We start from the raw sequence: 26596 nt of genomic DNA, 5'->3' as shown, positions 1-26596 counted from the left end.
AGTTAAATAGTCTTGGGAGTGGATGCGGATCGTTCATCAATCGGCACAAAAGTCAGATTGTCAGGGCCGATATAATTCGCGGACGGACGGATAATCTTATTGTCGATACGTTGTTCGATAATATGCGCTGCCCAGCCGGAGGTGCGGGCAATCACAAAAAGCGGCGTAAACATTGCGGTCGGCACACCGAGAATGTGGTAGGAAACAGCACTGAACCAATCGAGGTTCGGGAACATTTTCTTGTTGTCCATCATCACCGTTTCAATACGCTCGGCAATGTCGAACATTTTCGTGGTACCCGCCTCTTCCGACAGTTCCAGCGCGACTTTCTTGATAATCTCATTACGTGGATCGGCAATCGTATAGACCGGATGGCCGAAACCGATCACTACCTGTTTCTGCTCAAGCTGGCGCAGAATATCGGCCTCTGCTTCATCAGGATCGGCATAGCGCTGCTGGATTTCCAGCGCCACTTCATTGGCACCGCCATGTTTCGGGCCGCGCAGCGCACCGATAGCACCGGCGATGCAGGAATAGACGTCTGAGCCTGTGCCTGCGATGGTACGCGCCGTGAAAGTGGACGCGTTAAACTCATGCTCTGCATAGAGGATCAGCGAGATATTCATCGCCCGCACGGCTGCCGGTGTCGGTTCTTTGCCGTGGAGAACACGAAGGAAGTGACCACCGATTGTGTCATCATCGGTTTCCAGCTCAACCCTGCGGCCATGATGGGCAAAGTGATACCAGTAGAGCAGCATCGAGCCGAGGGAAGCCATCAACCGGTCGGCGATATCTTTGGCACCAGCCTGAGGATGCCCGCTGACTTCCGGAAGCACGCAACCGAGAACAGAGACGCCGGTACGCATCACATCCATCGGATGGCTGGCGGCTGGCAGCAATTCGAGCGCCGCCTTCACATTGGTCGGCAAACCACGCATGGCTTTGAGCTTTTGCTGATAGGCAATCAATTCGCGTTTGGTCGGCAGCGTGCCATGCACCAGCAAATGCGCGACTTCTTCAAAATCGCATTGCAAGGCTAGATCATGAATATCGAAGCCGCGATAATGCAGATCATTACCGCTGCGCCCCACGGTACAAAGGGCAGTATTACCGGCAACCACGCCGGACAGTGCCACGGATTTCTTTTTTGGCGGCGTCACCGGTGCATTTGTTTCACTTTCTGCAATGCTCATCATTCTCTCCCTTGGCCGCTTTATGAGTTATCCGGTTCCTCCACCGATAATTCTGCAGCACAGATTGTGCGTTGCGACATGCAGGCGAGATCACTTCATCCCGCCTGCACAGTGTCTCTAGCCCTGCCAGTCGAAAATACCATGTGCTTTGCCCGGTTCGCATTTGCCCGGCAGCGCTGTGATATTGAGACCGCCCAGTTCATCCGCTGTGAGATCAGTCAGGCGTTCAACGGTTTTGATGAAACGATCCTGTTCTTCCTGCCCGATAATACCCTCAGCCAATGTGCGGAATTTACGGACATAATCCGGTCGTTTGAACGGGCGGGCGCCCAACGGATGCGCATCGGCCAGCGCCAGTTCATCTTCGATCACCGAACCATCCTGCATGGTAATCACCACACGGGCACCAAAGGCTTTTTCATTCGGATCATGGCTGTGATAGCGCTTTGTCCATGCCGGATCTTCCACCGTGCTGACCTTGTGCCAGAGCGCAACTGTCTCCGGACGTTTGGCACGCTCCGGTGCATAGGAATGCTCATGGTGCCATGTGCCGTCTTCCAGTGCGACTGCAAAAATATACATGATCGAATGGTCAAGCGTCTCGCGGCTGGCATTCGGATCCATTTTCTGCGGATCATTGGCACCGGTACCAATCACATAATGCGTATGATGGCTGGTATGCAGCACAATGCTGGCAATCTTAGAGAAATCCTTAACACTTGAGCGCATCCGCCGTGCGAGATCAATCAGTGCCTGGCTCTGATACTCAGCCGAATGTTCTTTCGTATAAGTATCCATGATCGCACGTTTGCGCTCACCGATTTCCGGCACCGGCACAAAATATTCAGCTTTCGGGCCACCAAGCAGCCATGCAATGAAACCGTCTTCACCTTCCCATGCAGGAGACGGCGCACCCTCACCGCGCATGATACGGTCAACGGCTTCCACTGCCATTTTGCCGGCAAAGGCGGGTGCATAGGCTTTCCAGCTGGAAATTTCGCCCTTGCGGGACTGACGTGTGGTGGTTGTGGTGTGCAGACCCTGCTGAATAGCCTGATAAATCTGCTCAGTGCTCAGGCCAAGCATGGTGCCGATACCGGCCGCTGCTGACGGCCCAAGATGGGCAATATGGTCGATTTTAAACTCATGCAGACAAATGCCTTTCACGAGATTGACCTGAATTTCATAACCGGTAGCAATACCGCGTGCCAGCGCAGAACCATTCAATCCGCAATGCTGCGCAACCGTCAGCATCGACGGAATATTATCCGCCGGATGGGAATAATCGGCAGCGAGAAATGTATCGTGAAAGTCCAGCTCGCGTACTGCAACACCATTCGCCCATGCTGCCCATTCCGGTGACACGCGCTGATCCGCAGGCAACCCAAAAACTGTGGCACCGCGCTTATAAGGATGGGCTAGCGCCTGCATTCTTGCGCTGACAACCGGACGGCGCATCAATGATGCCGCCGCCACAGACGCATTGTCGATGATACGGTTGCCGATCATCTCAACAACATCATCATCCAGCGGCACATCATCGGCAGCCATAGCGGCAAATTTCCATGCCAGCTGATCTTCACGCGCCAGATGTTCTGCAGATTTATAGGTACGCACTTTATGGAGTTTCACAGAAAAATCCCTCTCTGTCTTAGCCAAAGACTATGACAACCCGTTTCTGCCGTCCTCCGACAGCAGTGAATTGTGTAACTTGCGAAGCCGAATGCACTCTGTAAACCAACTATACAGCGGCAAATCTTTGCGCCTATGGCTGAAAAAGCGAAGTGACGGCGGTGATTTTTTGTGAAATTGTGAAACTTGCGAAGTCGTCACAGTTTCGCAAACCGCATGCAAATAAAAGGAATGACGAGAACAGCGTTGATCTGAAAGGTCGGGAGGGCCTGAAGAATGCGTAAGACTTTTGTTGGCATAAAATTGAGAAAATTGCGGGAAGAGCGTCAGCTCACCCAGATGTCTCTGGCGAAAAGCCTAGGGATTTCTTTGAGTTATCTCAATCAGATCGAGAATAATCAGCGCCCGCTGACCGTGCAGGTTTTGCTAAGGCTCAATGAGGTCTTCGGCATAGATGTTCAGCTTTTTTCTGAAGCCGATGAGGCGCGGCTGTTCAGCGATTTGCGTGAAGTTTTTGCCGATCCGCGTTTGAATGAGCAACTCGGCAAAACTGAAATCCGCGAACTTGCCGCCAATATGCCCGCTGTCGGACGGCTGATTGTGGAAATGCACAAACAGCTTGGCGAGGCGCAGGAGCAATCTGCATATCTTGCAAACCAGCTTGGCAATGACCGCTCCGCCGATCTGCCGGTGATGCTCTCCACACCCTATGAGGAAGTGCGCGAATATTTCTATGCACACCGCAATTATATTCCGGAACTCGACCATGAAGGTGAGGCGCTGAGCCACAAACTCGGTCTGCCTGTCGGCAAAATGAAACATGCACTGGCAGAACGTCTGATGCAAATGCACGGCGTGCGGCTGGTTGAGCAATCAGGGCCTGACAGTTCAGACAAGGTTCGTCATTACGACAGCAGCACCCGCCTGCTCTCTCTCTCCCCGCGTCTTGATGAAGGCCAGCAGGCCTTTCAGCTGGCAACGCAAATCGCCTTTATGGAACAGAAACATCTGCTGGATCAGTTACTGGAAAAAACGGCATTTTCAAGCCCTGAAGCACGGGTACTGGCGCGGATCGGGCTTGCCAATTATTTCGCCGGTGCCGTGCTGATGCCCTATATGCATTTTCTGCAAAGTGCAGAACAATTACGTTATGATATTGAATTACTTGGACAAAAATATGCAGTGAGTTTCGAAACCATCTGCCACCGGCTCAGCACTTTGCAGCGGCCTGAGGCACGCGGCGTGCCGTTTTTCTTCATCCGCGTGGATCGTGCAGGCAATATTTCCAAGCGTCAGTCAGCAACCGATTTTCACTTTTCACGCTTTGGCGGCACATGCCCGCTGTGGAATATTTATGCGGCTTTTTCCTCACCGGATCGTATTCTGACCCAGCAGGCCGAAATGCCGGACGGCCGCACTTATTTCTGGATTGCCAAAATGATCCGCCACCGGCAGGGCGGCTATAAAGCGCCTTCAAAAAGCTTTGCTATCGCATTGGGTTGTGATCTGCATCATGCCGACCGGCTGGTCTATTCCAAAGGTATGATCCTTGATGATCCGGCGGCACGCACACCGATCGGCGCAGGATGTAAAATCTGCGAACGGCAAAAATGCCCGCAACGTGCCTTCCCACCGCTCTATTCCACAATACAGGTTGATGAGGCGCAGACGAATTTTGCTCCCTATATGACCGCCTGAGAAGTGATTGCCTCCCGTCAGGGCACTGAATTCAAAGGAGTTTTTTCTTATTATACTAAAGTATAATGTGGTTTCTATCTATATCAGAAAGGTTGACAAGTCGCGCCGGTCTTTTCATGTTCACTGCAGAGGATATTCCAGAGGGAGAGAGAATATGAAATTTGGCAAAAATTTTCGCCGCTTTATGGCCGCAGCTGTTTTGGGAACGGCAGCACTCGGCGTAACCATTGCAACTGCACAATCACCTTCGTTTTTCCGTATCGGCACCGGCGGTACCGCAGGCACTTATTATCCGATCGGCGGATTGATCGCCAATGCGATCTCCGGCAATGGCGATCAGGGCGTTCCGGGTCTGGTGGCAACTGCAGTCTCTTCCAACGGTTCTGTCGCCAATATTAATGCAGTACAAAGCGGTGGTCTTGAAGCCGGTTTTACCCAGTCTGACGTCGCCTATTGGGCCTATACCGGCACCGGCCTCTATGAAGGCAAGGGCAAAGTGGAAGACCTGCGTCTGATCGCAACACTCTATCCGGAAACCGTGCATCTGGTTGCCCGTAAAGATGCAGGCATCAAATCTGTTGCTGATCTCAAAGGCAAACGCGTCTCACTTGATGAGCCAGGTTCCGGTACCATTGTCGATGCCCGTATTGTACTTGGTGCCTATGGCATGACAGAAAAAGACGTGAAGGCCGAGTATCTGAAACCGGGTCCTGCCGGTGACCGCCTGAAAGACGGCGCGCTGGATGCTTATTTCTTCGTTGGCGGCTACCCGACCGGTGCGATTTCCGAACTCGCCAGCACCAATGGTATTTCTCTGGTTCCGATTGAAGGACCGGAAATGGAGAAAATCCTCAAAGAATACAGCTTCTTCGCCAAGGATACTGTACCGGCCGATACTTATAAAGATGTCGGTGCAACCGATACAATTTCCGTTGCCGCTCAGATGGTGACAAGTGCGAAACAGTCCGATGAACTGGTCTATAACATCACCAAGACCATGTGGAATGACGCAACCCGCAAGGCGCTGGACGCCGGCCATGCAAAGGGTAAAATGATTACCCTGCAGAATGCAGTGACCAGCCTTGGTATTCCGCTGCATCCGGGTGCTGAACGCTTCTACAAAGAAGCCGGCCTGCTGAAATAAAAAACCGTTTATCCTGCACCAGACTCTCGTAAAGTCCGGTGCAGGATTTTCTCACAGGTTTACAATACGCATTTTGACGGGCGAGTGCGTCCGGCTGCTACAGTCAGCCCGTGAACGCCAGCGCCTTTAGCCATATTTTCAGGAAATTTCCCCATGACCACAGAGCAACAATCGTTGAAACCTATGGAGCTGGATGAAGAAAAAGCGCGCGAACTCGAAGAGAAATTCGATTCAGAAATCCGCTTTCGCCCGTTGTTGCCTGTTACTGCCCGCATAGTCGGCACATTGCTGATTATTCTCTCGCTGTTTCACTATTACACAGCCGGTTTTGGTATTCTGTCTGAAACCATGCATCGCGGTATCCATCTGGCTTTCGTGCTGGGTCTGGTGTTTCTGGTATTTCCGTTTTCGCCAAAAGGTTACACGGAACCGGCAAAATCCACTTTGCTGCGGCCGCTCGGTATTTCCATCATCGACTGGGCGCTGGCGATTGGTGCTGTCATTGCGGTGATGCATGTGCCGCTCATCCCGCTGGATGATCTGGCCTTCCGCGTCGGTAATCCGACAACAACCGATGTGATGCTCGGCGGTCTGCTGATTATTGTGCTTTTGGAAGCCACACGCCGTTCGGTCGGCTGGCCGCTGCCGATAATCGCTGTGCTGTTTATGCTCTATGCCTATTTCGGCCCGTCCATGCCCGGCATTCTGGTGCATCCGGGTTCGTCCGTTTCTCAGATCGTTGACCATCTTTATCTGACAACACAGGGTGTTTACGGTATCGCGCTTGGTGTGGTTGCTACCTATGTGTTCCACTTCGTGTTGTTTGGTGTTTTTGCCACCCGTATCGGTCTGGGACAATTGTTTCTTGATTGTGCCGCATGGGTTGCAGGGCGCTATGCAGGCGGCCCTGCCAAAGTCTCGATCTTCGGCTCGGCGCTGTTTGGTATGATTTCCGGCTCCTCTGTTGCCAACACGGTAACAGTCGGCTCGCTCACCATTCCGGCGATGATCCGCCTTGGCTATAAACGCAATTTCGCAGCCGCAGTTGAAGCCGCCTCCTCGACCGGTGGGCAGATCACCCCGCCGATTATGGGTGCTGCGGCCTTCCTGATGATTGAGTTCCTCAATCTGCCTTACACCACTATTATTATTGCCGCGATTGTTCCGGCCTTCATGCATTTCTTCGGTGTTTTGATGCAGGTGCATTTTGAAGCCAAGCGCACAGGCCTGCGTGGCATGACACCGGATGAAATGCCTGATCTGAAAGAAGCTTTCAAACGTGACTGGCCGACGGTTATTCCGCTTGTCGTTCTGGTTGGCGTACTTCTGTCCGGTTACACGCCTTATCTCGCCGCGTTCTGGGGGATTACGCTGTGTATTGCCGTCGGTCTGCTCAATCCGCGTAAGCGCATGTCCGTCAAAGAGATTTTTGAAAGCCTGCGCGACGGTGCAAAATATGCACTCGCGGTTGGTGCAGCAGCGGCAACAGTCGGCATTGTTGTCGGCGTGGTCACACTCACCGGTGTCGGCTTCAAAATCTCCTATATTGTGACCACAACAGCTGCGGATATTGCCGCATGGTTTGGCACATTCCTGCCTGCCGCGCTTATCGGTGCCTCAACGCTGACTTTGCTGTTTACCCTCATCATGACCGGCATTGTCTGTATTCTGATGGGTTGCGGTATTCCGACCACGGCAAATTATATCATCATGGCAACCATTGCCGCGCCGACGCTGGCACTGCTGGGTGTTGAACCGATTGTTGCACATTTCTTCGTGTTTTATTACGGGGTTCTGGCCGATATCACGCCGCCGGTGGCGCTTGCAGCCTATGCCGCGGCGGGGATGGCCGGTGCCGATCCGTTTAAAACCGGTAATACCGCCTTCCGCTTAGGTTTGGGTAAAGTGCTGGTACCGTTTGTGTTTGTATTCTCGCCGTCACTCTTGCTGGTCAATGCCAATTTCTCATGGGGCGAATTCTTCACCGCCTTTATCGGCTGCGTGATCGGGATTACCGCCTTGGGTGCTGCGCTGTCTGGCTTTATGCTGGTGCGTACTAAACGCTGGGAACAGGTGCTGCTGATTATTGCAGCAATCCTGCTGGTCGTACCGGAAATTTATACATCCCTGCTGGGTCTGGCACTGCTCGTTCCTGTGCTGCTGCGACAAGTGGCAGGTGTGCGGCAGGCACAGCCGGTATAATAAAAAGGGCGCTTAAAGCGCATTCCGAAAAGTGTGAAACGTCTGCGCAGGGTAATCAGTTCACAGGACTGATTACCAATCCTGCTTCGATCAGATAAAATGCGCGTTCTTCAAAATGAGAGCATTTTCATCTTATATGAAATGCTCTCACCGCCCTTTTTAATGGTCATCTTTTGTCTGTTTCAAATCCGGCAACCGGCTCCAGAATTTTTCAATCACAGAACGCTGATTGTTTCTGGAGCGGTAAAGACGGATTTCCAGCGGAATATTCCATGACATATCCGCACCATGCACCAGCTGGCCGGTGGCCAGTTCTTCGGCAATCAGGCTGTGCGGCACCCATGCCACGCCCCATCCGGCCATTGACATGCCTTTGAGACCAATCGACATACTGCCTTCATGAACCAGACGATGTTCCGGCATTTTCAGCGCAAATAATTCACTCAGCAAATGACCGAAGAACGATGATTTTTCATAGCCGATATAATCAAACGGCTGCTCGCCGCGGCCAACCATATGCAGCGGGTTGCCATCAGCATCCGGTGCGCTGATCGGAATGATCTGCTCAAAGCCGACAACTTTGTAATCAAAGTCTGCAGCATCGAGCAGCAGTGGCACAGACGGATGCACATAGGTCAGCAGAAAATCACAATCGCCGTCAACAAGCGCATTCACATTGCCTTCAACACTGCCTGTATCCGGCCGCAACCGTGTGAAAACCGGTGCGGTATTATCACTGGTTTCCTTCACCCATTGCGGGAAAAATGTGAAAGACAATGTATGCAATGCGATGAAAGAAATTGTCTGTGCTTCCAGTGTCTGGTTTGCCTGAAAGCCCTGACGCACCTGATAGAGTGACTTCAGTGTTTCCTGCGCCACCGGAATAAACTTCTCACCGGCCTCGGTGAGCCGCGAAGGATAAGTCGCACGGTCAATCAGGGTCGTGCCGAGCCATGTTTCCAGCTGCTTGATACGGCGGCTGAAAGCAGACTGGGTAACGTGGCGTTCATCTGCAGCTTTGGAGAAATTTAAAGTATGAGCAAGCGCCAGAAAGTCTTCAACCCACTTAATTTCCACAATACGGATCCTTCGTCATGATTGCCTGTTTTGCATACAGGCATGCAGGTTCAGAATAGGCCTTATACGATATGTCAGCATATTTGAACAGAAACATAAAAAACGGCCGCTCTCTTAAATATCCGCAGATATCAGAGAACGGCAGTCACTTCAGTTACTGAAGATTAGCGGGTATATTCCAGCATACGGCTGCGGCTCAGCACCAGTTCAACGCGATTATCGCTCAATCGGTTGATGCAAACCCGTTTCACCCACGGGCCGTCATGCAGCGTAAACAGATAGCGGCCATTGCCAAGATCGGTGACAGGCATTGTCTGTTGAACAGGGCCGACACCCATAATTACCGTGCCGTTGGCGATCTCAAAAGCAGCACCGTAAACCGACTTCCAGCTACCGTCGAGTTCATTACCGGCAGGCTTTGGTGTTACCGGATAAAGACGGCGCGGTGCATGGCCAAGTTCCCCTTCCAGCACCTCACCTGTCCAGCGCAGCAGGATTGGTGACGTAGCCGAGCGGGATGAAAACCAGCCATTACCTTCATAATAGAGCGCATCTTCATTGTCGATATAAGTGACGTTACCGCCCTTCATCTCAACCCAGTGATGATCGGTTTCGGTGACATAAAAACCATCCGGAATTGTACTTCCGGTCTGCGGTAACGAACGACCTGCAAGCGCAGCCATTGCAGCCTGCGCCATCTTGCTGCCATTGGCGTCATCACGGTTGGCGACAACCACAAAACCACACTGATGCTCAGGGCAGATCAGCACATAGCTCTTATAACCCGGATGCGAACCGCCATGACCGACCAGCTTCAGACCATTAAGTTCAGAAGCAACAAAACCGAGACCATAGGCAGACAAACGACCATCAGCCATTTTACGTGGCTCACTGATCTTTTCAATCACACCGGAAAGCTGGTCTTTGCCGCACATCAGAGCCTGCGCCCAAGTCGCCAGCGCTGTACCGCTACCGGTCAGGCTACCCGCTGCGGAAATATAAAGACCGGCTGAACTGAGCTGCCATTTTTTGCCATCATGCCAGTAGCCCGGCACCAGACCATCCACCGGATCATTCCAGACATCCGGTGCTTTCAGCTGTACGCCGAGCATTGGTGCGATTTCATTTTGCAGATAATCATCAAAGCGCAGACCCAGACGCTCCAGCGCAATTTCCACCAGACGATAGCCGGTATTGGAATAGGAGACCTGCGTACCGGCATCAAAATTGAGGCGTTCCATCGTCGCGTGGAAGTCCATCAGCCGGTCATTATGGGTTTCCGTATAAATCGACAGGCCGAGCAATGTCAGGCATTCGCGCGTGTCGGGCAGACCGCCGCTCATATCCAGCGCCTGACCGACAGTCACTTCGCTCAAAGGCTTTTTCAGTTCCGGCAGATGTTTGCCGAGCGGATCATCAAGGCTGATCTTGTCTGCATGTTTCAGCACCATAGAAACAAAGACATGCTTGGTCACAGAGGCATAGCGCACAACACTATCGGCGGAAAACGGCTTATGGGTTGCCAGGCTTTCCACACCGCTGGCAGTGCTGAAACGGATACCATCGGCATCAAAGCCGATAATCACGCCTCCCGGCTCATTGGCAGGCCATTGTGCAGTCAGTTTTTGTGCGGTTGATAAGGCGGCGTCCCAGTTCATAGCCATGATCGCTTCTTCCCATGCCCCTGTTCATGCAGGTTTTTAATTCAATATTGCATAAAGAACAGGCCGGAAAATCCGGCCTGTTACACTCTCATTATTTTGGTTCTTCAACCGTTACGCTCAACTCGCGTAGCTCAGTCGTATGCGGATGGGTGGTGCGGCCTAAACGCAGATCTTCTGCTGTCAGCTGTTCCACCATCACACCATTCTGCATCACGCCCACTTCCGGGCAGAGATGGGCGATAACTGCGAGATTATGGCTCACCAGAACATAGGTCAGATTGCGTTCTTCACGCAGATCCGACAACAGGTTGAGAATTTCCGCCTGAACGGAAACGTCCAGTGCCGAAGTCGGCTCATCGAGCAGCAATACCTGCGGATCTGCAATCAGAGCACGGGCAATCGCCACGCGCTGACGCTGACCGCCGGACAACTGGTGCGGATAGCGGAAACGCGCCGTCTGCGGCAGAGCCACATCAGACAGAGCCTGCTTGATCCGTCCTTCAACATTGTCGATCTTATGAACCAGCAACAGCTCGCTCAGAATACGGTCAATGGTCTGGCGCGGATGCAGGGAGCCAAACGGATCCTGAAACACCATCTGAACAGAACGGAAAAATTCCGGTGTCCGCTTCAGCGGCGCGTCTTTGCCGTCAAAAGCAATACGTCCGCTCCAGCTTTCGTTCAGACCGGCCATCGCACGCAGGATTGTCGACTTACCCGAACCGCTCTCGCCCACGATACCGAAGCTGCCGCCTTTTTCGACGTTAAACGAAACGCCCTTAACGACCTGCTTGTCACCGAACTGAATTTTCAGATTATCAACTTCAATCATTATTTCAGCCACTCCGGATCACGGGTCATTACCGGCAGACGATCACGCGGATGCGTCAGCGACGGAATACAGTTCAGGAGACCCTTGGTATAAGGATGCTGAGCATTATTGAGTTCCGATGCTTTCAGCTCTTCCATCACCTGCCCCATATACATGACCATAACGCGGTCACAGAAATGGGAAACAAGCGGAAGATCGTGGCTGATGAGGATCAGCCCCATGCCGCGGCTGTCGACGAGATCATCGATCAGACGCAGAATTTCAGCCTGCACGGTTGCGTCAAGCGCCGAAGTCGGCTCATCGGCAATCAGCAGTTCCGGATCCGGTGCCAGCATCATAGCGATCATGACCCGCTGCCCCATACCGCCCGATACTTCGTGCGGATAGGTATGTGCCACTTCACGCGGATTGCGGATTTTCACCTGATCGAGCAGATCAATCGCCGCTTCCAGAGCCTGTTTTTTGCTGCCGCCTTTGTGTGTGCGCCAGGCTTCCGCCACCTGCACACCAATGGTCTTCACCGGATTCAGCGAGTATTTCGGATCCTGCAGAATGAAACCAACGCGCTTACCACGGATCTGACGCATCTGTTTTTCAGATGCGGTCAGCAGATCCTGTCCGTCAAAACTGAGCTTATCAGCTTTGACTTCCGCAATATTCGGCAGGAGTTTCATCAGAGCGCGGGCAGTCAGAGACTTGCCCGAGCCGCTTTCACCCACAATACCCAGCTTTTCACGGCCAAGCTGCAGAGAGAGACCGCGCACCGCCTCAAAACGGGTGGTGCGGGTTTCAAATGCGATTCTCAGATTTTGAATATCTACCAGCATTTTATCCCTCAATTCTGCTTCGGATCGAGGACGTCACGCAGACCGTCGCCGAGGAAGTTGAACGCGAGTGAAACGAGGAAGATCGCAATACCCGGAATTGTAGCAACCCACCACTGCTCAAAAATGAAGCGTTTGGCTGTTGCAATCATCGCACCCCATTCCGGTGACGGCGGCTGCGCACCCATACCGAGGAAGCCAAGGCTTGCAGCGGTCAGAATGATCGAGCTCATATCCAGCGTAATACGTACAATCAGGCTCGGCACGCACAGAGGTGCGATATGACGGGCGATAATACGTGCAGGGCTGGCGCCGGTCAGGCGATAGGCTGCGATATAGTCAGTGTTACGGATGGTCATGGTTTCCGCACGGGCCAGACGCGCATAAGGCGGCCAGGCTGTGAGTGCAATCGCCAGAATCGCGCTTTCAACACCCGGTTTCAGCGCGGCTACGAAAGCCAGAGCCAGAATAAGACGCGGGAAAGCGAGGAACACGTCGGTTACGCGCATCAGGATTGTATCGACAACACCGCCGAAATAACCTGCCACGCAACCGATGATCAGACCAAGCGGTGCAACCAGAATAACAACGGCAATAACCATGCCGAGTGTTACGCGGCCGCCATAAAGGATACGCGAGAAAATATCGCGTCCCAGCTCGTCCGTACCGAACCAATGCTGAGCAGAAGGTGCCGCAAGACGATTGGCGAGATTTTGAATGCTCGGATCATGCGGTGCCAGCCACGGGGCAAAAATGGCGATGAAAACAAAGACCGCAATGATGAACAGGCCGATCATCGCCAGCGGATTTGACTTCAGATTGAGCCAGATACGGTAGCGCCGGCCCCAGAGAGCCTGCGACGGCGAGGACGGAGTTTCGTCCAGCGCCCAGTTATGAAAATTAGAGAAAATCATCTGACGCGTGGATCCAGTACCTTGTAGAGAATGTCAGCGAGCAGGTTAAGCCCGACATAGATGACACCAATCAGAAGAGTGGCGCCGACGACAGGGTTCATGTCTGCATTCATCAGCGAAACAGTCAGATACTGACCAAGACCAGGCCAGCTGAACACGGTTTCGGTTACAACTGCACCTTCAAGCAGACCGGCATAGGTCAGTGCAAGAACGGTCACCAGCTGCACGGCCACAGTCGGGAAAGCGTGTTTCCAGATAACTGCAGTGCCGGACAGGCCCTTGGCGCGGGCTGTAACAACAAACTCACCTTTGAGTGCATCCAGCATGAATGCACGGGTCATACGGGTGATATAAGCCATGCTGAAATAAGCGAGAATGATAACCGGCTGGGCCATATGCGCGAGCGCATCCCAGAAAGCATCCATATCGCCGTCGATCAGCGTATCAATGGTCAGAATACCAGTGACATGCGGGATCATGTCCTGAAAAATAATATCCTGACGGCCGGGTCCCGGTGCGATACCGAGCGCGGCATAGAAAACCAGAAGCGAAATCAGCGCCAGCACAAAGGTCGGCACGGAGTGACCGGCCAGACAGATAACACGGATCGTCTGATCCGTCAGAGTGCCCTGACGCACCGCTGCCCAGACACCCAGAGGAATACCGATCAGGGCAGCGAGGAGGAGCGCTGCGGTGGCCAGTTCAAGGGTTGCCGGAAAATAGCGGGCAATATCCGTGGTAACAGGGTTGCGGGTCAGAATGGAATTGCCGAGATCACCCTGCAAAACCTGACCGATATAATGGAAGAACTGCACGACGAGCGGCTGATCCAGCCCCATCTCCGCGCGCACACGCTGAATAACAGCCTCCGGCGCATTATCGCCGACGGCTGCAATCACAGGATCAACCGGCATAACGCGGCCGATCATGAAAGTGACAATAGCAAGTCCGAACAGCGTGATTAACACGCTGCTCAGAGTACCAGTCAGAGTTTTCAGTCTCTTATTCAAGCTTTCGCAATCCCTGCGTAAGAGTGGGTATCGGACAGAACGCCGAGACGCATGCCGGTAACATCTTTACGGCAGGCAGCAGTCATTACAGTCTGCAGCATGACAACAAACGGGCTGTTGTTCATGAATTCGCGCTGCAGGTCTTCGTAAAGCTTAACGCGGGTTGCCGGATCTTTTTCATCGCGGGCAGCCAGCGATTTCTTGGCGAAATCTGCGTTCTGGTAGTTTGAGCGCCATGCGAAAGGCTTGCTCTTTGCATCATCCGACAGGTCGGTCACGTTGCAGAATACGTCCGCATTGGTGTTCGGATCGAAATAGTCCGAACCCCATGAAGTCAGAGCGATTTCATGTTCACGGGCACGCATTTTGGTGAGAACCTGACGGTTTTCAGCAGCACGCAGTTCCAGCTTGATGCCGATTTCTGCGAGGTTTGCCTGAATCGCCTGAGCGATATCCGGCCAAGGCTGTGCGGAATAATGATCCATGCTGATGGAGAAACCATCGGTGAGACCTGCTTCAGCCATCAGAGCTTTTGCCTTCGCAGTGTCTTTCTGGAATGGTGTGTCGTTAACTGCACCCGGGAAACCTTCAGGAATAATGGTCTGATGGATCTGGTGGGTCAAAGGCACGATATTTTCCTGAATGCCCTTATAGTCGATCGCCCATTTGATTGCTTCCCAGACCTTAGGATTGGTCAGCTTTTCAACTTTCTGGTTGAGCGACATCAGGCCGATACCGGCAATACCTTTACGCACGAGCGTAAAGTTTTCGTCGTTCTGGATCACGCGCAGCTGCTCGGAAGTCAGGTTACGGGCGATATCCACGTCACCTTTCTGGAGCATCAGCAGCTGGGATGAAGGGTCAGCAACGTGACGCAGAACAATACGCTTCACATTGCCTTTATAGGCGCCGTGCGGGTTCAGGTTCAGCATAACGCTTTCGCTTGGCTTCCATGCAGCCAGAGTCCATTCAGCGGAACCGGCGCTGTTTTTACGCAGCCATTCGTTACCGAGATCGTCACCGGCTGCATTTTCCATCACCAGTTTCTTCTCAACAACGCTACCGACGCTGGAAGACAGGCAATAAAGCAGGAAGGACAGGGAAGTCGGAGTGTCGAGAGAAATGGTCAGCGTACCGGCATCGGTCGCGACAACAGCTTTCTCAACATTCTCAGGGGTCAGACCGAACTGGCCGATGATGAAAGCAGGGCCTTTGTTCATCTTGATCGCGCGGTGCAGCGAGAACGCAGCATCTTCAGCGGTGATCGGATTGCCGGTCGCAAATTTTGCTTCAGGGTTGATTTTGAAAGTATAAACCTTACCTTCAGCATCAGCTTCCCATGAAGTGGCTACGCCGCCTTCAATCTTTTCAGGATTTTCAAAGCTCGGATGCACAAGACGCTGATACATGTTGTTGCAGATTTCGCTGCCGACAGCTTCAAAGCTCTCATGCGGATCGAGCGATGTCATGTTGTCCAGCTGCATGGCCACAACCAGAATGTCCTGACGACCGGCAGCGATCGCAGGCAGCATGCCGGCATATGACAGGAACGGAACAGCAGCAGCGCCCGCCAAAAAATTACGTCTTGAAATCACGGTGATTTCCTCTTCCCTATCCGTAAACGCAAGAAACCGGCCGGGTTGCCCCTGCCAGTGGTTAAGTTTTCTAACAGCTTTGAAAATGAGTTATCTTCGCGGGAGATCGTCCACCGGACCGATTTTTGCCCGTTCCGATCCACCCGAAACTGCATCAAAACAATGTGTATAAGAAAACCGTCTAATGTCCGGTTCAGTTATCATGAAGCCCAATAACGCGGCCAATGCAGATTTTGCCAGTGGCTATGCATGGTTTGCATGCAAAATCTTGTTCAAAACTTTGTTATTTTCTAATTTAAATTAATATGCAGAAGAGGACTATCCCCTGCAAGAAAAGGCATTTGCAATTTGGTTGCAAAATGGTCAGTCTCGCAAATCACGCGACGACTTGTATTTCCGCAGTGAAAAACCGCAGAATCGCAGGTGCCTCCCTGAAATCTCAGAGGAATACCGTTGCTAACGAGATGCAATAACAGGATTTAATCCGCTAAATGTTTCTGTTTGCGACATATTTTATGTCGCCAGCCAGAAAAGTAAGGTTCCCTTTCCCATGTCCAGTTCCTCAACGGCAGACAATTTCACCCCTGTCTTTGATGGCCATAATGACGTTTTGCTGCGTCTGTGGTCGTCAAGCGAAGCCAATCCGGTCGATCGCTTTATTGATGGCGAAAAGGTGGGTCATATTGATCTTCCACGCGCTAAAAAGGGCGGCCTCGCAGGCGGCCTCTGCGCAATTTATGTGCCGTCCCCTTCGATGGAAAAAGACGCAAACGGCGATTATCCGACGCCGGAACACGACAGCGCCTTAAGAATCACCCTCGGCATGGCCGCGCTTCTGGCGAAGATTGAAGCGAAGTCCGCAGGCGGCTTGAAAATCTGCCGTTCTGCCGATGATATCCGCACAGCGATGGCCAATGGCGCATTTGCGTCAGTACTGCATATTGAAGGTGCGGAAGCGATCAGCGCCGATCTGGATGAACTTTATGTGCTGCATCAGGCAGGCCTGCGCACTTTGGGTCCGGTCTGGAGCCGTCCGAATATTTTCGCATATGGCGTGCCGTTCCGCTTCCCGAGTACACCGGATATCGGCCCGGGCCTCAGTGATGCGGGCAAAGCCCTGATCCGCGCCTGTAACGAGCTGAAAATCATGGTCGACCTGTCGCACATGAATGACAAAGGCTTCTGGGATATTGCAGCGATCTCCGATGCACCGCTCGTTGCCAGCCATTCCAACGCACACACATTGTGCACCCACAGCCGCAATGTGACCGAAAAACAGATGGACGCCATCAAGGAAACCGGCGGCTTGATGGGCATCAATTTCGGCGTGTCCTTCCTGCGTGCAGACGGTCAGAAAATCACTGCCACGCCGCTCAGCGAAATGGTGCGCCATATTGATTACATCATCAATCGTATCGGTGTTGACCATGTGGCTCTCGGCTCCGACTTTGACGGCACGACCATCCCGGATGCTCTGGGCAGCGCCGCTGACCTGCAGCTGCTGATCGCCGAATTGCGCAAAGCCGGTTACGATCAGGAAATCATCGACAAGATCGCCTATAAAAACTGGATCCGCGTCCTCGAAAAAACCTGGGCGTAAGATTGCTGCATTTATAACCGCAAAATTGAAAAAGGCCTCCGCTATAGAGCGGAGGCCTTTTTCGTGATGTTAAGACGGCTGAGGCACCGGATATTGCAGCTTTGCTTTGTTACGTCCCAAACGCATAAATGGTTTCTCAATAATCAGATAAGAAATCTTCGCGCCGATAAGACTTGCAATAATAATTGCTATCACCGCCAGCGGAAAAGCCCAGCCACCCAAACCAAGCCGGTTGAAGACCGCCCAGCCCGCACCGACGACAAACATATGTGTCAGATAGAGCGAATAGGAACTGTCGCCAATTTGTACAAACAGATTACGCGGCGATAAAGTTTTAACCCAGCGATCCGTACAAAGCGCCACTACAACTAGCAGCACAGATGCGGTCAGATAAGCAAGATTTTCGATAAATAGCGGAAGCACCGTCAGATCAACACTGAACAGCAAACCTATGCTGAGCGCCACGAAAAACAGCAATACCGGCAAGGAATTGACGGAAAAATCGCTCCAGAAACCGCGGCGCTGCATTTCAGCAAGCCACATACCGGCAAGAAACGGCATCAGATTAAAGTTAAGATAAAAAGCTGTAACACTGCTGTTTCGCTCAACAAAAAACGCACCTGCAATCAGCACACCGAGTGCCAGACTCATGAAGACCGTGCGCCGCAAACTGCTCTCACACCACCAGAACAGAATAAAGATGAGATAGAAAAACATCTCATAATTGAGAGACCAGCCCGGTTTCAGCAAAGGGCGCCAGTCATCAACAGTCCCCGGCACCAGTTCCGGAAGAAAAGCGAGCGAGCTAAACAAATAATATGGCGTAAAACTTGTCGACTTGAACAAGCTCGGCAAATAAACCGCGCAGAGCGCAAGAAATATTGTGCAGAGCCAGTAAAGCGGCACGATGCGTATAATGCGCCGCCACAAAAAGCCTGCCGGTGCGAAGTCACGCGGATGAATATAGCTGATAATAAATCCGCTGATTACAAAGAAAATTGAAACACCAAAAGCACCCAAAACACCCAGTATCGGTGGCGGCTCAGCCATCGGATGCTGTAATGTGTGCCCGATAACGACCAGCAATGCCGCCAGGCCGCGCAAGATTTGCACAGAGTTGAATTTCTCACTCTGAATAACAGTGTTTGTCTGCATTTGCCTCACCCGATCACATGTATCAAATGCACGCACAGTCCATTGCAGCGCATTTATTGTTTTTGTTCCGGCAAGATTCCAAGCAAAAACACACTCAATATGCATTATTAAAATATAAATTTATAATTAAGCAAACTAATTAAATATAATCTCTAAATTGCCAAAACTATATTTCTATAATTATTCAATTTATCAATAGTCAATAGCGCAATATATACTTTAAATATCAATAATACATATCATTACTTAATAAAAATACAGAAAACAAAGCGCAAATATCGGAAATAATTACATTGCAACGATCTTTAAGAGCGTAAAATTTCATCACCCCATGCCGTTTATGCAGTTGTAATCACGGGGTTTAGGTCTAAACTGCGCGCAAAATTTCTAAAAAACCGCATAAACAGCATGACAGGATGGGAACTATGGATCACGCGCTCAAATTTTATATCAACGGTGAATGGGTTGATCCGGCAATAAGCCCAATTACAACACTGGATGTCATCAATCCTGCAACCGAGCAGCCTTTTACCAAAATCGCAATGGGCACCGCTGCCGATGTCGATAAGGCAGTAGCCGCCGCCAAAACCGCTTTTGAAAGCTTCTCCGTCACCAGTAAAGAAGAGCGTCTCGCTCTGCTTAAGCGCATTCTCGAAATTTTCATCCGCCGCTCGGATGAAATCGGCGCCGCAATCTCGCAGGAAATGGGCGCACCGCTGGCCATGGCTAAGGCTGCACAGGCCGGTTCTGGCACTGCCCATCTGATGGAAGCAATTAAAGCCGCTGAAATTTTTGAATATGCCTATATGCAGGGCACAACCCGCGTTGTGCATGAACCGATCGGCGTGGTGGCAATGATCACCCCTTGGAACTGGCCGATCAACCAGATTGCCGCAAAAGTTGCACCAGCCATTGCTACCGGCTGCACAATGGTGCTGAAGCCTTCAGAAATTGCGCCGGTCAGTGCCATTCTGTTCGCAGAAATCATGGATGAAGCCGGTGTGCCGAAAGGCGTGTTCAACCTCGTTCATGGTGACGGTCCGACTGTCGGCGTCGCGCTTTCCGGCCATAAAGATGTGGATATGGTGTCCTTTACCGGCTCTACCCGCGCCGGTGTCAGCGTTGCACAGACCGCAGCACCGACCGTAAAACGTGTACATCAGGAACTCGGCGGTAAATCCCCGAACATTATCCTGCGCAGTGCCGATCTGGATAAGGCCGTGCGTACCGGCGTCACCCGTTGCTTCGGTAATAGCGGTCAGTCCTGCAATGCACCGACCCGCATGCTGGTACCGCAGGAAGCTATGGATGATGCGATTGCAATCGCCCGTGATACAGCAGAAAAATTCCGCACCGGCGATCCGAATTCCGCCAATACCGATCTCGGTCCGGTCGTCAGCCAGTTGCAGTTCGACAAGATTCAGGATCTGATTCAGGCAGGTATTGATGAAGGTGCGGAACTGGTAACCGGCGGCACCGGCCGCCCTGCGGAACTCAATGCCGGTTATTATGTGCGCCCGACCATCTTTGCCCGTGTCGGCCATGATATGCGCATTTCCCGCGAGGAAATCTTCGGCCCTGTTCTGTCGATGATTGGCTATGATGATCTGGATGAAGCGGTCGAAATGGCCAATGATACGGTCTACGGCCTTGCGTCCTATATTCAGGGTGATCTGAAAGAAGCGCAGGCTTTGTCGAAACGTCTGCGCACCGGCAATGTCTATATTAATGATGCGCCATGGGACGGTGCGGCACCTTTCGGCGGTTACAAACAGTCGGGTAACGGCCGTGAATACGGCGTTTTCGGTCTGCGTGAATTTGTCGAAATCAAAGGTATCGTCGGCTTTGAAGAATAAGCCCCGGCCATAACCAGCCATAAAGAGACAAGAAATAGCGCGTCCGTCAAAAGACGCGCTGTTTTATATAATTGTTTTGATATATATCACATAAAGACTGACTATCTGCCGAAGCGCGCAACTGAGAGATACTCTCTCCGATGACAAAGCATGTCGCAGGCAGCGGATCACTCAAAATACGGCCAGCATATCCTGCCAGCAGATGCCTGCACTTATGCTGCATTCTCACATATAAGGCTGCTTCATAAGAAGCGGCAGGTTAAACATGAACAAGTCACCCTCCGAAGCCGCGCCAATCAACGCAACCGGCCTGCTGCAAAGCACGCCTGAGACACAGAGAAAAGCGATTATCGCGCTTTTGCTTGGCGGGCTGCTCATCAGCTGTTCGCCTATTCTGGTGCGTTTTGCCGAAACCGGCCCGATTGTTACGGCTTTCTGGCGGCTGGCACTGGCGATTATCCCGATGCTGATCCTGAATAACCGGATGAAGCATGGCGTGGATCAGGTCAAACCGGCTTCTCTTGGTGATCTGGCAATCCTTGCCGTTCCGGGCATTCTGATCGGGCTGGAACTGGTGGTCTGGCATATTTCGCTGACCATGACATCCGTTGCCAATTCGACGCTGATTGTGAACCTGTCCCCGATTTTTGTAGCGCTTGGCGGCTGGCTGTTTCTGAAACAGAAAATCAGCCGGATTTTCATCAGCGGTCTTGTTATTGCAATTTTTGGCGTGCTGATCCTCAAAGGCGGCCCCGACCTTTCCGGCCACAGCAGCCTCAAAGGCGATGCCGTGGCTCTGGGCGCTGCCATTCTTTATGCCGCTTATATTCTGATGCTCGGCTTCACGCGCCGCCGTTTTTCCACCTCAACGATCATGCTCTGCACCACAATCAGTGCAACCCTGACTATTCTGCCGCTCGCATTGATTTTTGAAACGCAATATTTCCCGCTGACCTTGTTTGGCTGGGTTGTTGTCTGCGCCCTGGCATGGATGACGCAAGCCGCCGGGCAAAGCCTGATTACATTTGCCATTGCATGGCTGCCGGTTGCGTTTTCTTCGCTCACACTTTTGATCCAGCCTGTTGTGGCAGCAATTCTGGCATGGATCCTGCTGTCAGAACCGCTGAGCATCTGGCAGATTTGTGGCGGCCTCATCGTCATCGCCGGCATTATGCAGGCAAGGCGTGGCTGACCACTTGTCGGGACGATTATATGCATAGACATATCAAAGCGCCCTGCAAAAACTGTGGCTGAAATACACAGGCGCAATTATTTTACGTTTTGGTCAAAAAAACTGTGAACATGACCTTGAACTTATTTAACGCTTGCTCCATATGAAGGTCACTTGCTGGCGCGCTTCCTCCCATTTCGCGCTGCAAGTGTTCCCCTCGAAGGCATCTAAATGTCTTCTTAAATTCAGCCGGGCTTTTTAGTCCGGCTTTTTTTCTGCCTGAATTGTGGATTTTCCACCTGTAAGTGGCGAAGAATCACCCTGCCCGCAGCATTTTCCTGAAATCACGAACTTTATGGCACGTAATTTTATTATCGCTTGTTTTGTGACAAACTCTTCGCCAAAATGTGTCTGCGCATAGAATTATGCGTGAATAGCTTTCGTAATTGTGCTTTTCTCTTTCGTATTAAATGTTATATGCGCTAAAACGAAAGAGCTTAATGGCAACCACGGAACTCTCGTCTGAACGGCGTACACATAACACCGGCTCAGCGATATTCCGTTTCATTGATCTTCAGGGACCTTCAGGGAGAAGTCATGTCCAAACGTCTGATGACTGTTTCAGTAGCGGCATTAACAATGTCCGTTGCATTCGCATCCAACGCATTTGCGGTTACCGAACTGCAATGGTGGCACGGTATGGCCGGCTCCAACAACGAAGTTGTTGAACAGCTCTCCAAGGAATTCAATGAAAGCCAGAGCGAATTCAAAATCGTTCCTGTTTATAAAGGCACCTATCCTGAAACTCTGAATGCGGGTATCGCTGCATTCCGCGCCAAGCAGGCACCGGCAATTTTGCAGGTTTTTGATGCTGGCAGCGGCGTGATGATGGGTGCTGAAGGCGCAGTTATGCCGGTTGCCGAAGTGCTGGAAAAAGGCGGCTTCACATTTGATAAGTCAAAATACCTCGCCGGTATTACCGCTTATTATTCAAAAGCAGACGGCACCATGCTGTCCTTCCCGTATAATTCGTCTTCACCGATCCTTTATTACAACAAAGACGCTTTCAAAAAAGCCGGTCTTGATCCTGAAGTTGCGCCAAAAACATGGCCTGAAGTGTTTGAAGCAGCACGCAAGATCAAATCCAGCGGCGCAGCAGCCTGCGGTTATACATCTACATGGCTGACATGGATCCAGACAGAAAACTTCGCCGCATGGAACAATGTTCCTTACGGCACTAATGAAAACGGCCTTGCCGGTCTGGACGTAAAACTGGAAATCAATGCGCCTCTGTTCGAGCAGCATTTCCAGGGTCTGGCTGATCTCGCCAAAGACGGCGCGTTCCGTTACGGCGGCCGCACATCGGAAGCCAAGCAGCTCTTCACTTCCGGTGAATGCGCTATGCTGACAGAATCCTCCGGTGGTCTGGGCGATGTGGTTAAATCCGGCATGAATTACGGTATCGGCCAGCTGCCTTATTATGAAGGTGAAGGTCGTCCGCAGAACACTATTCCGGGCGGCGCCAGTCTCTGGGTATTCGGCGGCAAGAGCGATGAAGAATATAAGGGCATTGCCCAGTTCTTCAACTTCCTGTCCCAGACCAAGATTCAGGCTCGCCTGCATCAGGTGTCCGGCTATCTGCCGGTAACACTGGAAGCCTATGAAGAAACCAAGAAATCCGGTTTCTACGAAAAGAATCCAGGTCGTGAAACACCAATCCTGCAGATGATGGGCAAAGAGCCGACCGCCAATTCCAAGGGCGTACGTCTCGTAAACCTGCCGCAGGTACGTGATATTCTCAATGAAGAATATGAAGCGATGCTGGCCGGTAAACAGGATGCAAAAACTGCGCTGAAAAACGCCGTTGAGCGTGGCAATGCAGCCATTGCTGAAGCTGTAAACCGCTAATACTCATAGCCGCGCATCCTGCAAAGGATGCGCGGTTTTCTTCACTCTGCATATAAACCCATCTTCAGGATTGCGTTGAGGATTGGCTTATATGTCAGGGCACATTCCGGAAAAGTCTTACCACCTCCGGAAGCGTGTAAAAACGATCAGGCAGAGTATTTCATGATGTCCGCGCAGGACGAAAATGCTCTGAGCTGACAGCACAGTCTCTGCCTGCCAAGAGCATCAGAAATTGTGTAACATTTCAAAAATCTTGCTGTGCCCCTTCAGCACCTTTTCGGTGTGTGGCGCTGCAATTTGAAGGAGATCTTTGTGCAGCGTGTTGTTTTTCCCAACAAGGTGCTACCCTATTTATTAGTTGCGCCGCAGCTCATACTCACATTCGTGTTCTTTTTCTGGCCGGCCAGTCAGGCTATTTATCAGTCGATGATGCGTGAAGATCCGTTTGGTCTGCGCAGCGCTTTTGTCGGTTTGAAAAATTTTCAGGCCTTGTTCGCCGATCCGAATTATCTGCATTCTTTCCAGATTACGATCTTTTTCAGTATTGCGACTGCTTTGCTGTCGATGGCTGTTGCCCTGTTTCTGGCAACCGCTGCGGAAAAAGTCGTGCGCAGTAAAAATCTGTACCGCACCCTGCTGATCTGGCCTTATGCCGTGGCACCAGCCATTGCCGGTATTTTGTGGCTGTTCATGTTTTCGCCCGCGATGGGAACACTGGCCTATCTGCTGCGCAATGCCGGTTTTGACTGGGACCCGCTGCTGAAAGGCGATCAGGCGATGGCACTGGTTATCTTTGCCGCTTCGTGGAAACAGATCAGCTATAATTTCCTGTTCTTCGTTGCCGGTCTTCAGGCAATCCCGAAATCCCTGCTGGAAGCAGCGGCCATTGACGGCGCACGCGGTGTCAAACGGTTCTGGTCGATCACCTTCCCGCTTCTGGCACCGACCACGTTCTTCCTGCTGGTTGTGAATACTGTTTATGCGTTCTTCGACACATTCGGTATCATCCATGCGGTTACCGGCGGCGGCCCTGCCAAGTCCACTGAAACTCTGGTCTACAAAGTGTATAATGACGGTTTCGTCAATCTGAACCTCGGCTCCTCTGCAGCACAGTCCGTGGTGCTGATGGTGATCGTTATTGCCCTTACGGCGTTCCAGTTCCGCTTTGTTGAAAAGCGCGTGCATTATTCCTGAGGTCAGACAATGATTGAACGTAATCCCGTTACTATCGCAATCAGCCATCTGGCGCTGATTATCGGCATCATCATTGTTGCCTTCCCGATCTATTATACATTTGTGGCTTCAACCATGACGTCGGCGGAAATCCTCCGCCCTCCGATCCCGCTCTGGCCGGGTGACCACTTTATTGAAAATTACCGTGATGCAATGACCGGCGGTGTTGAACGCACCGTAGGTGTGAGCCTTGAACGTCTGCTGTTCAACTCGACTGTTGTTGCACTGGCGATTGCCATCGGTAAGATCATCATTTCTTTCACCTCTGCTTTTGCGATTGTGTTCTTCAACTTCCGCTTCCGCATGGTGTTCTTCTGGATGATCTTCATCACACTGATGCTGCCGGTGGAAGTGCGTATTCTGCCGACCTATAAAGTGATTGTGGATCTCGGGCTGATCGATACTTATGCCGGTCTGACACTGCCATTAATGGCTTCAGCAACGGCGACATTCCTGTTCCGCCAGTTCTTCCTGACTATTCCGGGAGAGCTTGTGGAGGCAGCCCGCATTGATAATGCCGGACCGTGGCGCTTTATGAAAGACATTCTGCTGCCGCTGTCCAAAACCAATATTGCAGCACTTTTTGTTATTCTGTTCATTTTCGGATGGACACAATATCTCTGGCCTCTGCTGGTCACCAATGATGCAAAGATGAACACAATCATCATCGCTTTGCGCAAAATGGTGGACTTCGCCGATGCCGCAACACCATGGCATTTTGTGATGGTGACAACGATCCTTGCGATCATCCCTCCGATCATCGTCGTGGTTCTGATGCAGCGATGGTTCGTCAAAGGTCTTGTTGAAACGGAAAAATAATGGCCCGCATTTCTCTTCAAAATGTAAAAAAAGTCTATGGCGGTCATGTCGAGACCATTAAAGGCATCTCGCTGGAAATCGCCGATGGTGAACTGGTTGTTCTGGTCGGCCCTTCCGGCTGCGGCAAATCCACTTTGCTGCGCATGATTGCCGGTCTGGAAAGCATTACTTCCGGTACTGTCTCGATCGCTGACCGTGTGGTCAATGAGCTGGAACCGGCAGAACGCGATATTGCGATGGTGTTCCAGAATTATGCGCTCTACCCGCATATGACTGTGCGCCAGAATCTGGCTTATGGTCTGAAGAACCGCAATACTCCGAAGGCCGAGATTGAACAGCGCATTACCAAAGCCGCCAAGGCACTGGAAATCGAGCAGTTTCTGGAGCGTAAACCGCGTCAGCTTTCCGGTGGTCAGCGCCAGCGTGTTGCCATGGGTCGTGCGATTGTACGTGAACCTGCTGCGTTCCTGTTTGACGAGCCGCTCTCCAATCTGGATGCCAAGCTGCGCGTGCATATGCGCGTGGAAATCAAGCGTCTGCAGCGTTCCCTCGGCGTGACAAGCGTTTACGTAACCCATGACCAGATGGAAGCCATGACACTGGCCGATCGTCTGGTGGTGCTCAATGCCGGTCATATTGAACAGGTCGGCACACCGATCGAGCTTTATGAAAAGCCTGCAACAACCTTTGTTGCAACTTTCATCGGTTCGCCGTCGATGAACCTGCTGTCCTGCAAAGATGCTTCCGGCAAAGATGCACCATGGATGCAGCAGCTCAGCTCGGTTGTACCGGCCGGCACTGCAACTGTCGGCGTGCGTCCGGAAGGCTTTATGATTGGCACAGAAAATGCGGCCTTCACCACGGATGTGACTGTTGATGCCGTCGAACTCGTGGGTGCGGAAAGCTATGTCCATGCCCGTCTTGCAGATGACACAGCCATCATTTTCAGCGTTGCCGGACGCAGCACGATTGCAAGTGGTGAAGTGCTGAAAGTCAGCGCAACAAAATCCGCCCTCCATTGCTTCGACAAGGATGGCAACCGCATTGAACTGACCGTTTGATGTTTTGA

The 26596-nt window shown here is 51.8% G+C and carries 20 protein-coding genes; 10 read left to right on the top strand and 10 right to left on the bottom strand.

Annotated features, from left to right (window positions below; genetic code table 11):
• Positions 1-2: 2 nt before the first annotated feature.
• Positions 3-1193: a bifunctional 2-methylcitrate synthase/citrate synthase gene (gene prpC / locus JNC80_RS12575; protein WP_075656548.1), complete on the bottom strand. Its 1191-nt coding sequence runs from the start codon at positions 1191-1193 to the stop codon at positions 3-5.
• Between the two features lie 117 nt (positions 1194-1310).
• Positions 1311-2825 carry an MmgE/PrpD family protein gene (locus tag JNC80_RS12570; protein WP_376710540.1) on the bottom strand — a complete coding sequence of 505 codons (1515 nt, stop codon included), beginning with the start codon at positions 2823-2825 and terminating at the stop codon, positions 1311-1313.
• Positions 2826-3101: 276 nt separating this feature from the next.
• On the opposite strand from JNC80_RS12570, the gene JNC80_RS12565 reads away from it, so the two are divergent.
• The 3 genes from JNC80_RS12565 to JNC80_RS12555 all read left to right on the top strand — a co-directional run bounded on the left by JNC80_RS12565 (position 3102) and on the right by JNC80_RS12555 (position 7869).
• Positions 3102-4523, top strand: a complete 1422-nt coding sequence (locus JNC80_RS12565; protein WP_022712004.1) for a short-chain fatty acyl-CoA regulator family protein — start codon at positions 3102-3104, stop codon at positions 4521-4523.
• A 154-nt stretch (positions 4524-4677) separates the two neighbouring features.
• Positions 4678-5667, top strand: a complete 990-nt coding sequence (locus JNC80_RS12560) for a TAXI family TRAP transporter solute-binding subunit (protein WP_075656542.1) — start codon at positions 4678-4680, stop codon at positions 5665-5667.
• Positions 5668-5820: 153 nt separating this feature from the next.
• Entirely contained in the window at positions 5821-7869 is a 2049-nt protein-coding gene (locus JNC80_RS12555) for a TRAP transporter permease (protein WP_376710539.1), read from the top strand.
• A gap of 159 nt (positions 7870-8028) precedes the next feature.
• On the opposite strand, the gene JNC80_RS12550 is transcribed toward JNC80_RS12555, so the two are convergent.
• The 7 genes from JNC80_RS12550 to JNC80_RS12520 all read right to left on the bottom strand — a co-directional run bounded on the left by JNC80_RS12550 (position 8029) and on the right by JNC80_RS12520 (position 15785).
• A complete protein-coding gene (locus JNC80_RS12550) occupies positions 8029-8946 on the bottom strand; it encodes a LysR family transcriptional regulator (protein ID WP_376710538.1) in 918 nt (305 codons plus the stop codon).
• A 164-nt stretch (positions 8947-9110) separates the two neighbouring features.
• The gene (locus tag JNC80_RS12545; RefSeq protein ID WP_376710537.1) at positions 9111-10610 is read right to left on the bottom strand and encodes a serine hydrolase domain-containing protein; all 1500 of its coding nucleotides are present in this window, start codon (positions 10608-10610) and stop codon (positions 9111-9113) included.
• Positions 10611-10701: 91 nt separating this feature from the next.
• Complete coding sequence (locus JNC80_RS12540; RefSeq protein WP_022711999.1) at positions 10702-11442, bottom strand: ABC transporter ATP-binding protein; 741 nt, start codon at positions 11440-11442, stop codon at positions 10702-10704.
• Positions 11442-12269, bottom strand: a complete 828-nt coding sequence (locus JNC80_RS12535; protein ID WP_116088315.1) for an ABC transporter ATP-binding protein — start codon at positions 12267-12269, stop codon at positions 11442-11444. The genes JNC80_RS12540 and JNC80_RS12535 overlap by 1 nt, the downstream gene beginning before the upstream one ends.
• A gap of 8 nt (positions 12270-12277) precedes the next feature.
• Positions 12278-13180, bottom strand: a complete 903-nt coding sequence (gene nikC / locus JNC80_RS12530) for a nickel transporter permease (RefSeq protein ID WP_376710536.1) — start codon at positions 13178-13180, stop codon at positions 12278-12280.
• The gene (locus JNC80_RS12525; protein WP_022711996.1) at positions 13177-14190 is read right to left on the bottom strand and encodes an ABC transporter permease; all 1014 of its coding nucleotides are present in this window, start codon (positions 14188-14190) and stop codon (positions 13177-13179) included. The genes nikC and JNC80_RS12525 overlap by 4 nt, the downstream gene beginning before the upstream one ends.
• Positions 14187-15785, bottom strand: a complete 1599-nt coding sequence (locus tag JNC80_RS12520; protein ID WP_075656530.1) for an ABC transporter substrate-binding protein — start codon at positions 15783-15785, stop codon at positions 14187-14189. The genes JNC80_RS12525 and JNC80_RS12520 overlap by 4 nt, the downstream gene beginning before the upstream one ends.
• A 550-nt stretch (positions 15786-16335) precedes the next feature.
• Between JNC80_RS12520 and JNC80_RS12515 the strand changes: the two genes are divergently transcribed.
• Positions 16336-17385: a dipeptidase gene (locus tag JNC80_RS12515; protein WP_376710535.1), complete on the top strand. Its 1050-nt coding sequence runs from the start codon at positions 16336-16338 to the stop codon at positions 17383-17385.
• Positions 17386-17454: 69 nt separating this feature from the next.
• Here JNC80_RS12515 and JNC80_RS12510 read toward each other — a convergent pair whose 3' ends face one another.
• Complete coding sequence (locus tag JNC80_RS12510) at positions 17455-18540, bottom strand: acyltransferase family protein (RefSeq protein WP_376710534.1); 1086 nt, start codon at positions 18538-18540, stop codon at positions 17455-17457.
• 425 nt (positions 18541-18965) lie between these two features.
• Here JNC80_RS12510 and JNC80_RS12505 point away from each other — a divergent pair, with 425 nt between their 5' ends.
• The 6 genes from JNC80_RS12505 (at position 18966) to JNC80_RS12480 (ending at position 26588) form a co-directional block, all read left to right on the top strand.
• A complete protein-coding gene (locus tag JNC80_RS12505; protein WP_376710533.1) occupies positions 18966-20396 on the top strand; it encodes an aldehyde dehydrogenase family protein in 1431 nt (476 codons plus the stop codon).
• A 265-nt stretch (positions 20397-20661) separates the two neighbouring features.
• A complete protein-coding gene (locus JNC80_RS12500; protein WP_022711990.1) occupies positions 20662-21588 on the top strand; it encodes a DMT family transporter in 927 nt (308 codons plus the stop codon).
• Between the two features lie 576 nt (positions 21589-22164).
• Positions 22165-23475: a sn-glycerol-3-phosphate ABC transporter substrate-binding protein UgpB gene (ugpB, locus tag JNC80_RS12495; RefSeq protein WP_221719826.1), complete on the top strand. Its 1311-nt coding sequence runs from the start codon at positions 22165-22167 to the stop codon at positions 23473-23475.
• Positions 23476-23787: 312 nt separating this feature from the next.
• Entirely contained in the window at positions 23788-24669 is an 882-nt protein-coding gene (gene ugpA / locus JNC80_RS12490; protein WP_028233882.1) for a sn-glycerol-3-phosphate ABC transporter permease UgpA, read from the top strand.
• A 9-nt stretch (positions 24670-24678) separates the two neighbouring features.
• Positions 24679-25527 (top strand): sn-glycerol-3-phosphate ABC transporter permease UgpE, encoded by an 849-nt coding sequence (gene ugpE, locus JNC80_RS12485; RefSeq protein WP_022711987.1) that lies wholly within the window; start codon positions 24679-24681, stop codon positions 25525-25527.
• Positions 25527-26588, top strand: coding sequence for a sn-glycerol-3-phosphate import ATP-binding protein UgpC (locus tag JNC80_RS12480; protein WP_376710532.1), 1062 nt, complete (start codon positions 25527-25529; stop codon positions 26586-26588). The genes ugpE and JNC80_RS12480 overlap by 1 nt, the downstream gene beginning before the upstream one ends.
• Positions 26589-26596: the final 8 nt, after the last annotated feature.

It is taken from the genome of Pseudochrobactrum lubricantis, assembly GCF_041929865.1.
Classification (GTDB): Bacteria; Pseudomonadota; Alphaproteobacteria; order Rhizobiales; family Rhizobiaceae; genus Pseudochrobactrum; species Pseudochrobactrum saccharolyticum.
The sequence above is the reverse complement of the archived record's forward strand: the minus strand, read 5'-3'. Positions and strand labels throughout refer to the sequence as shown.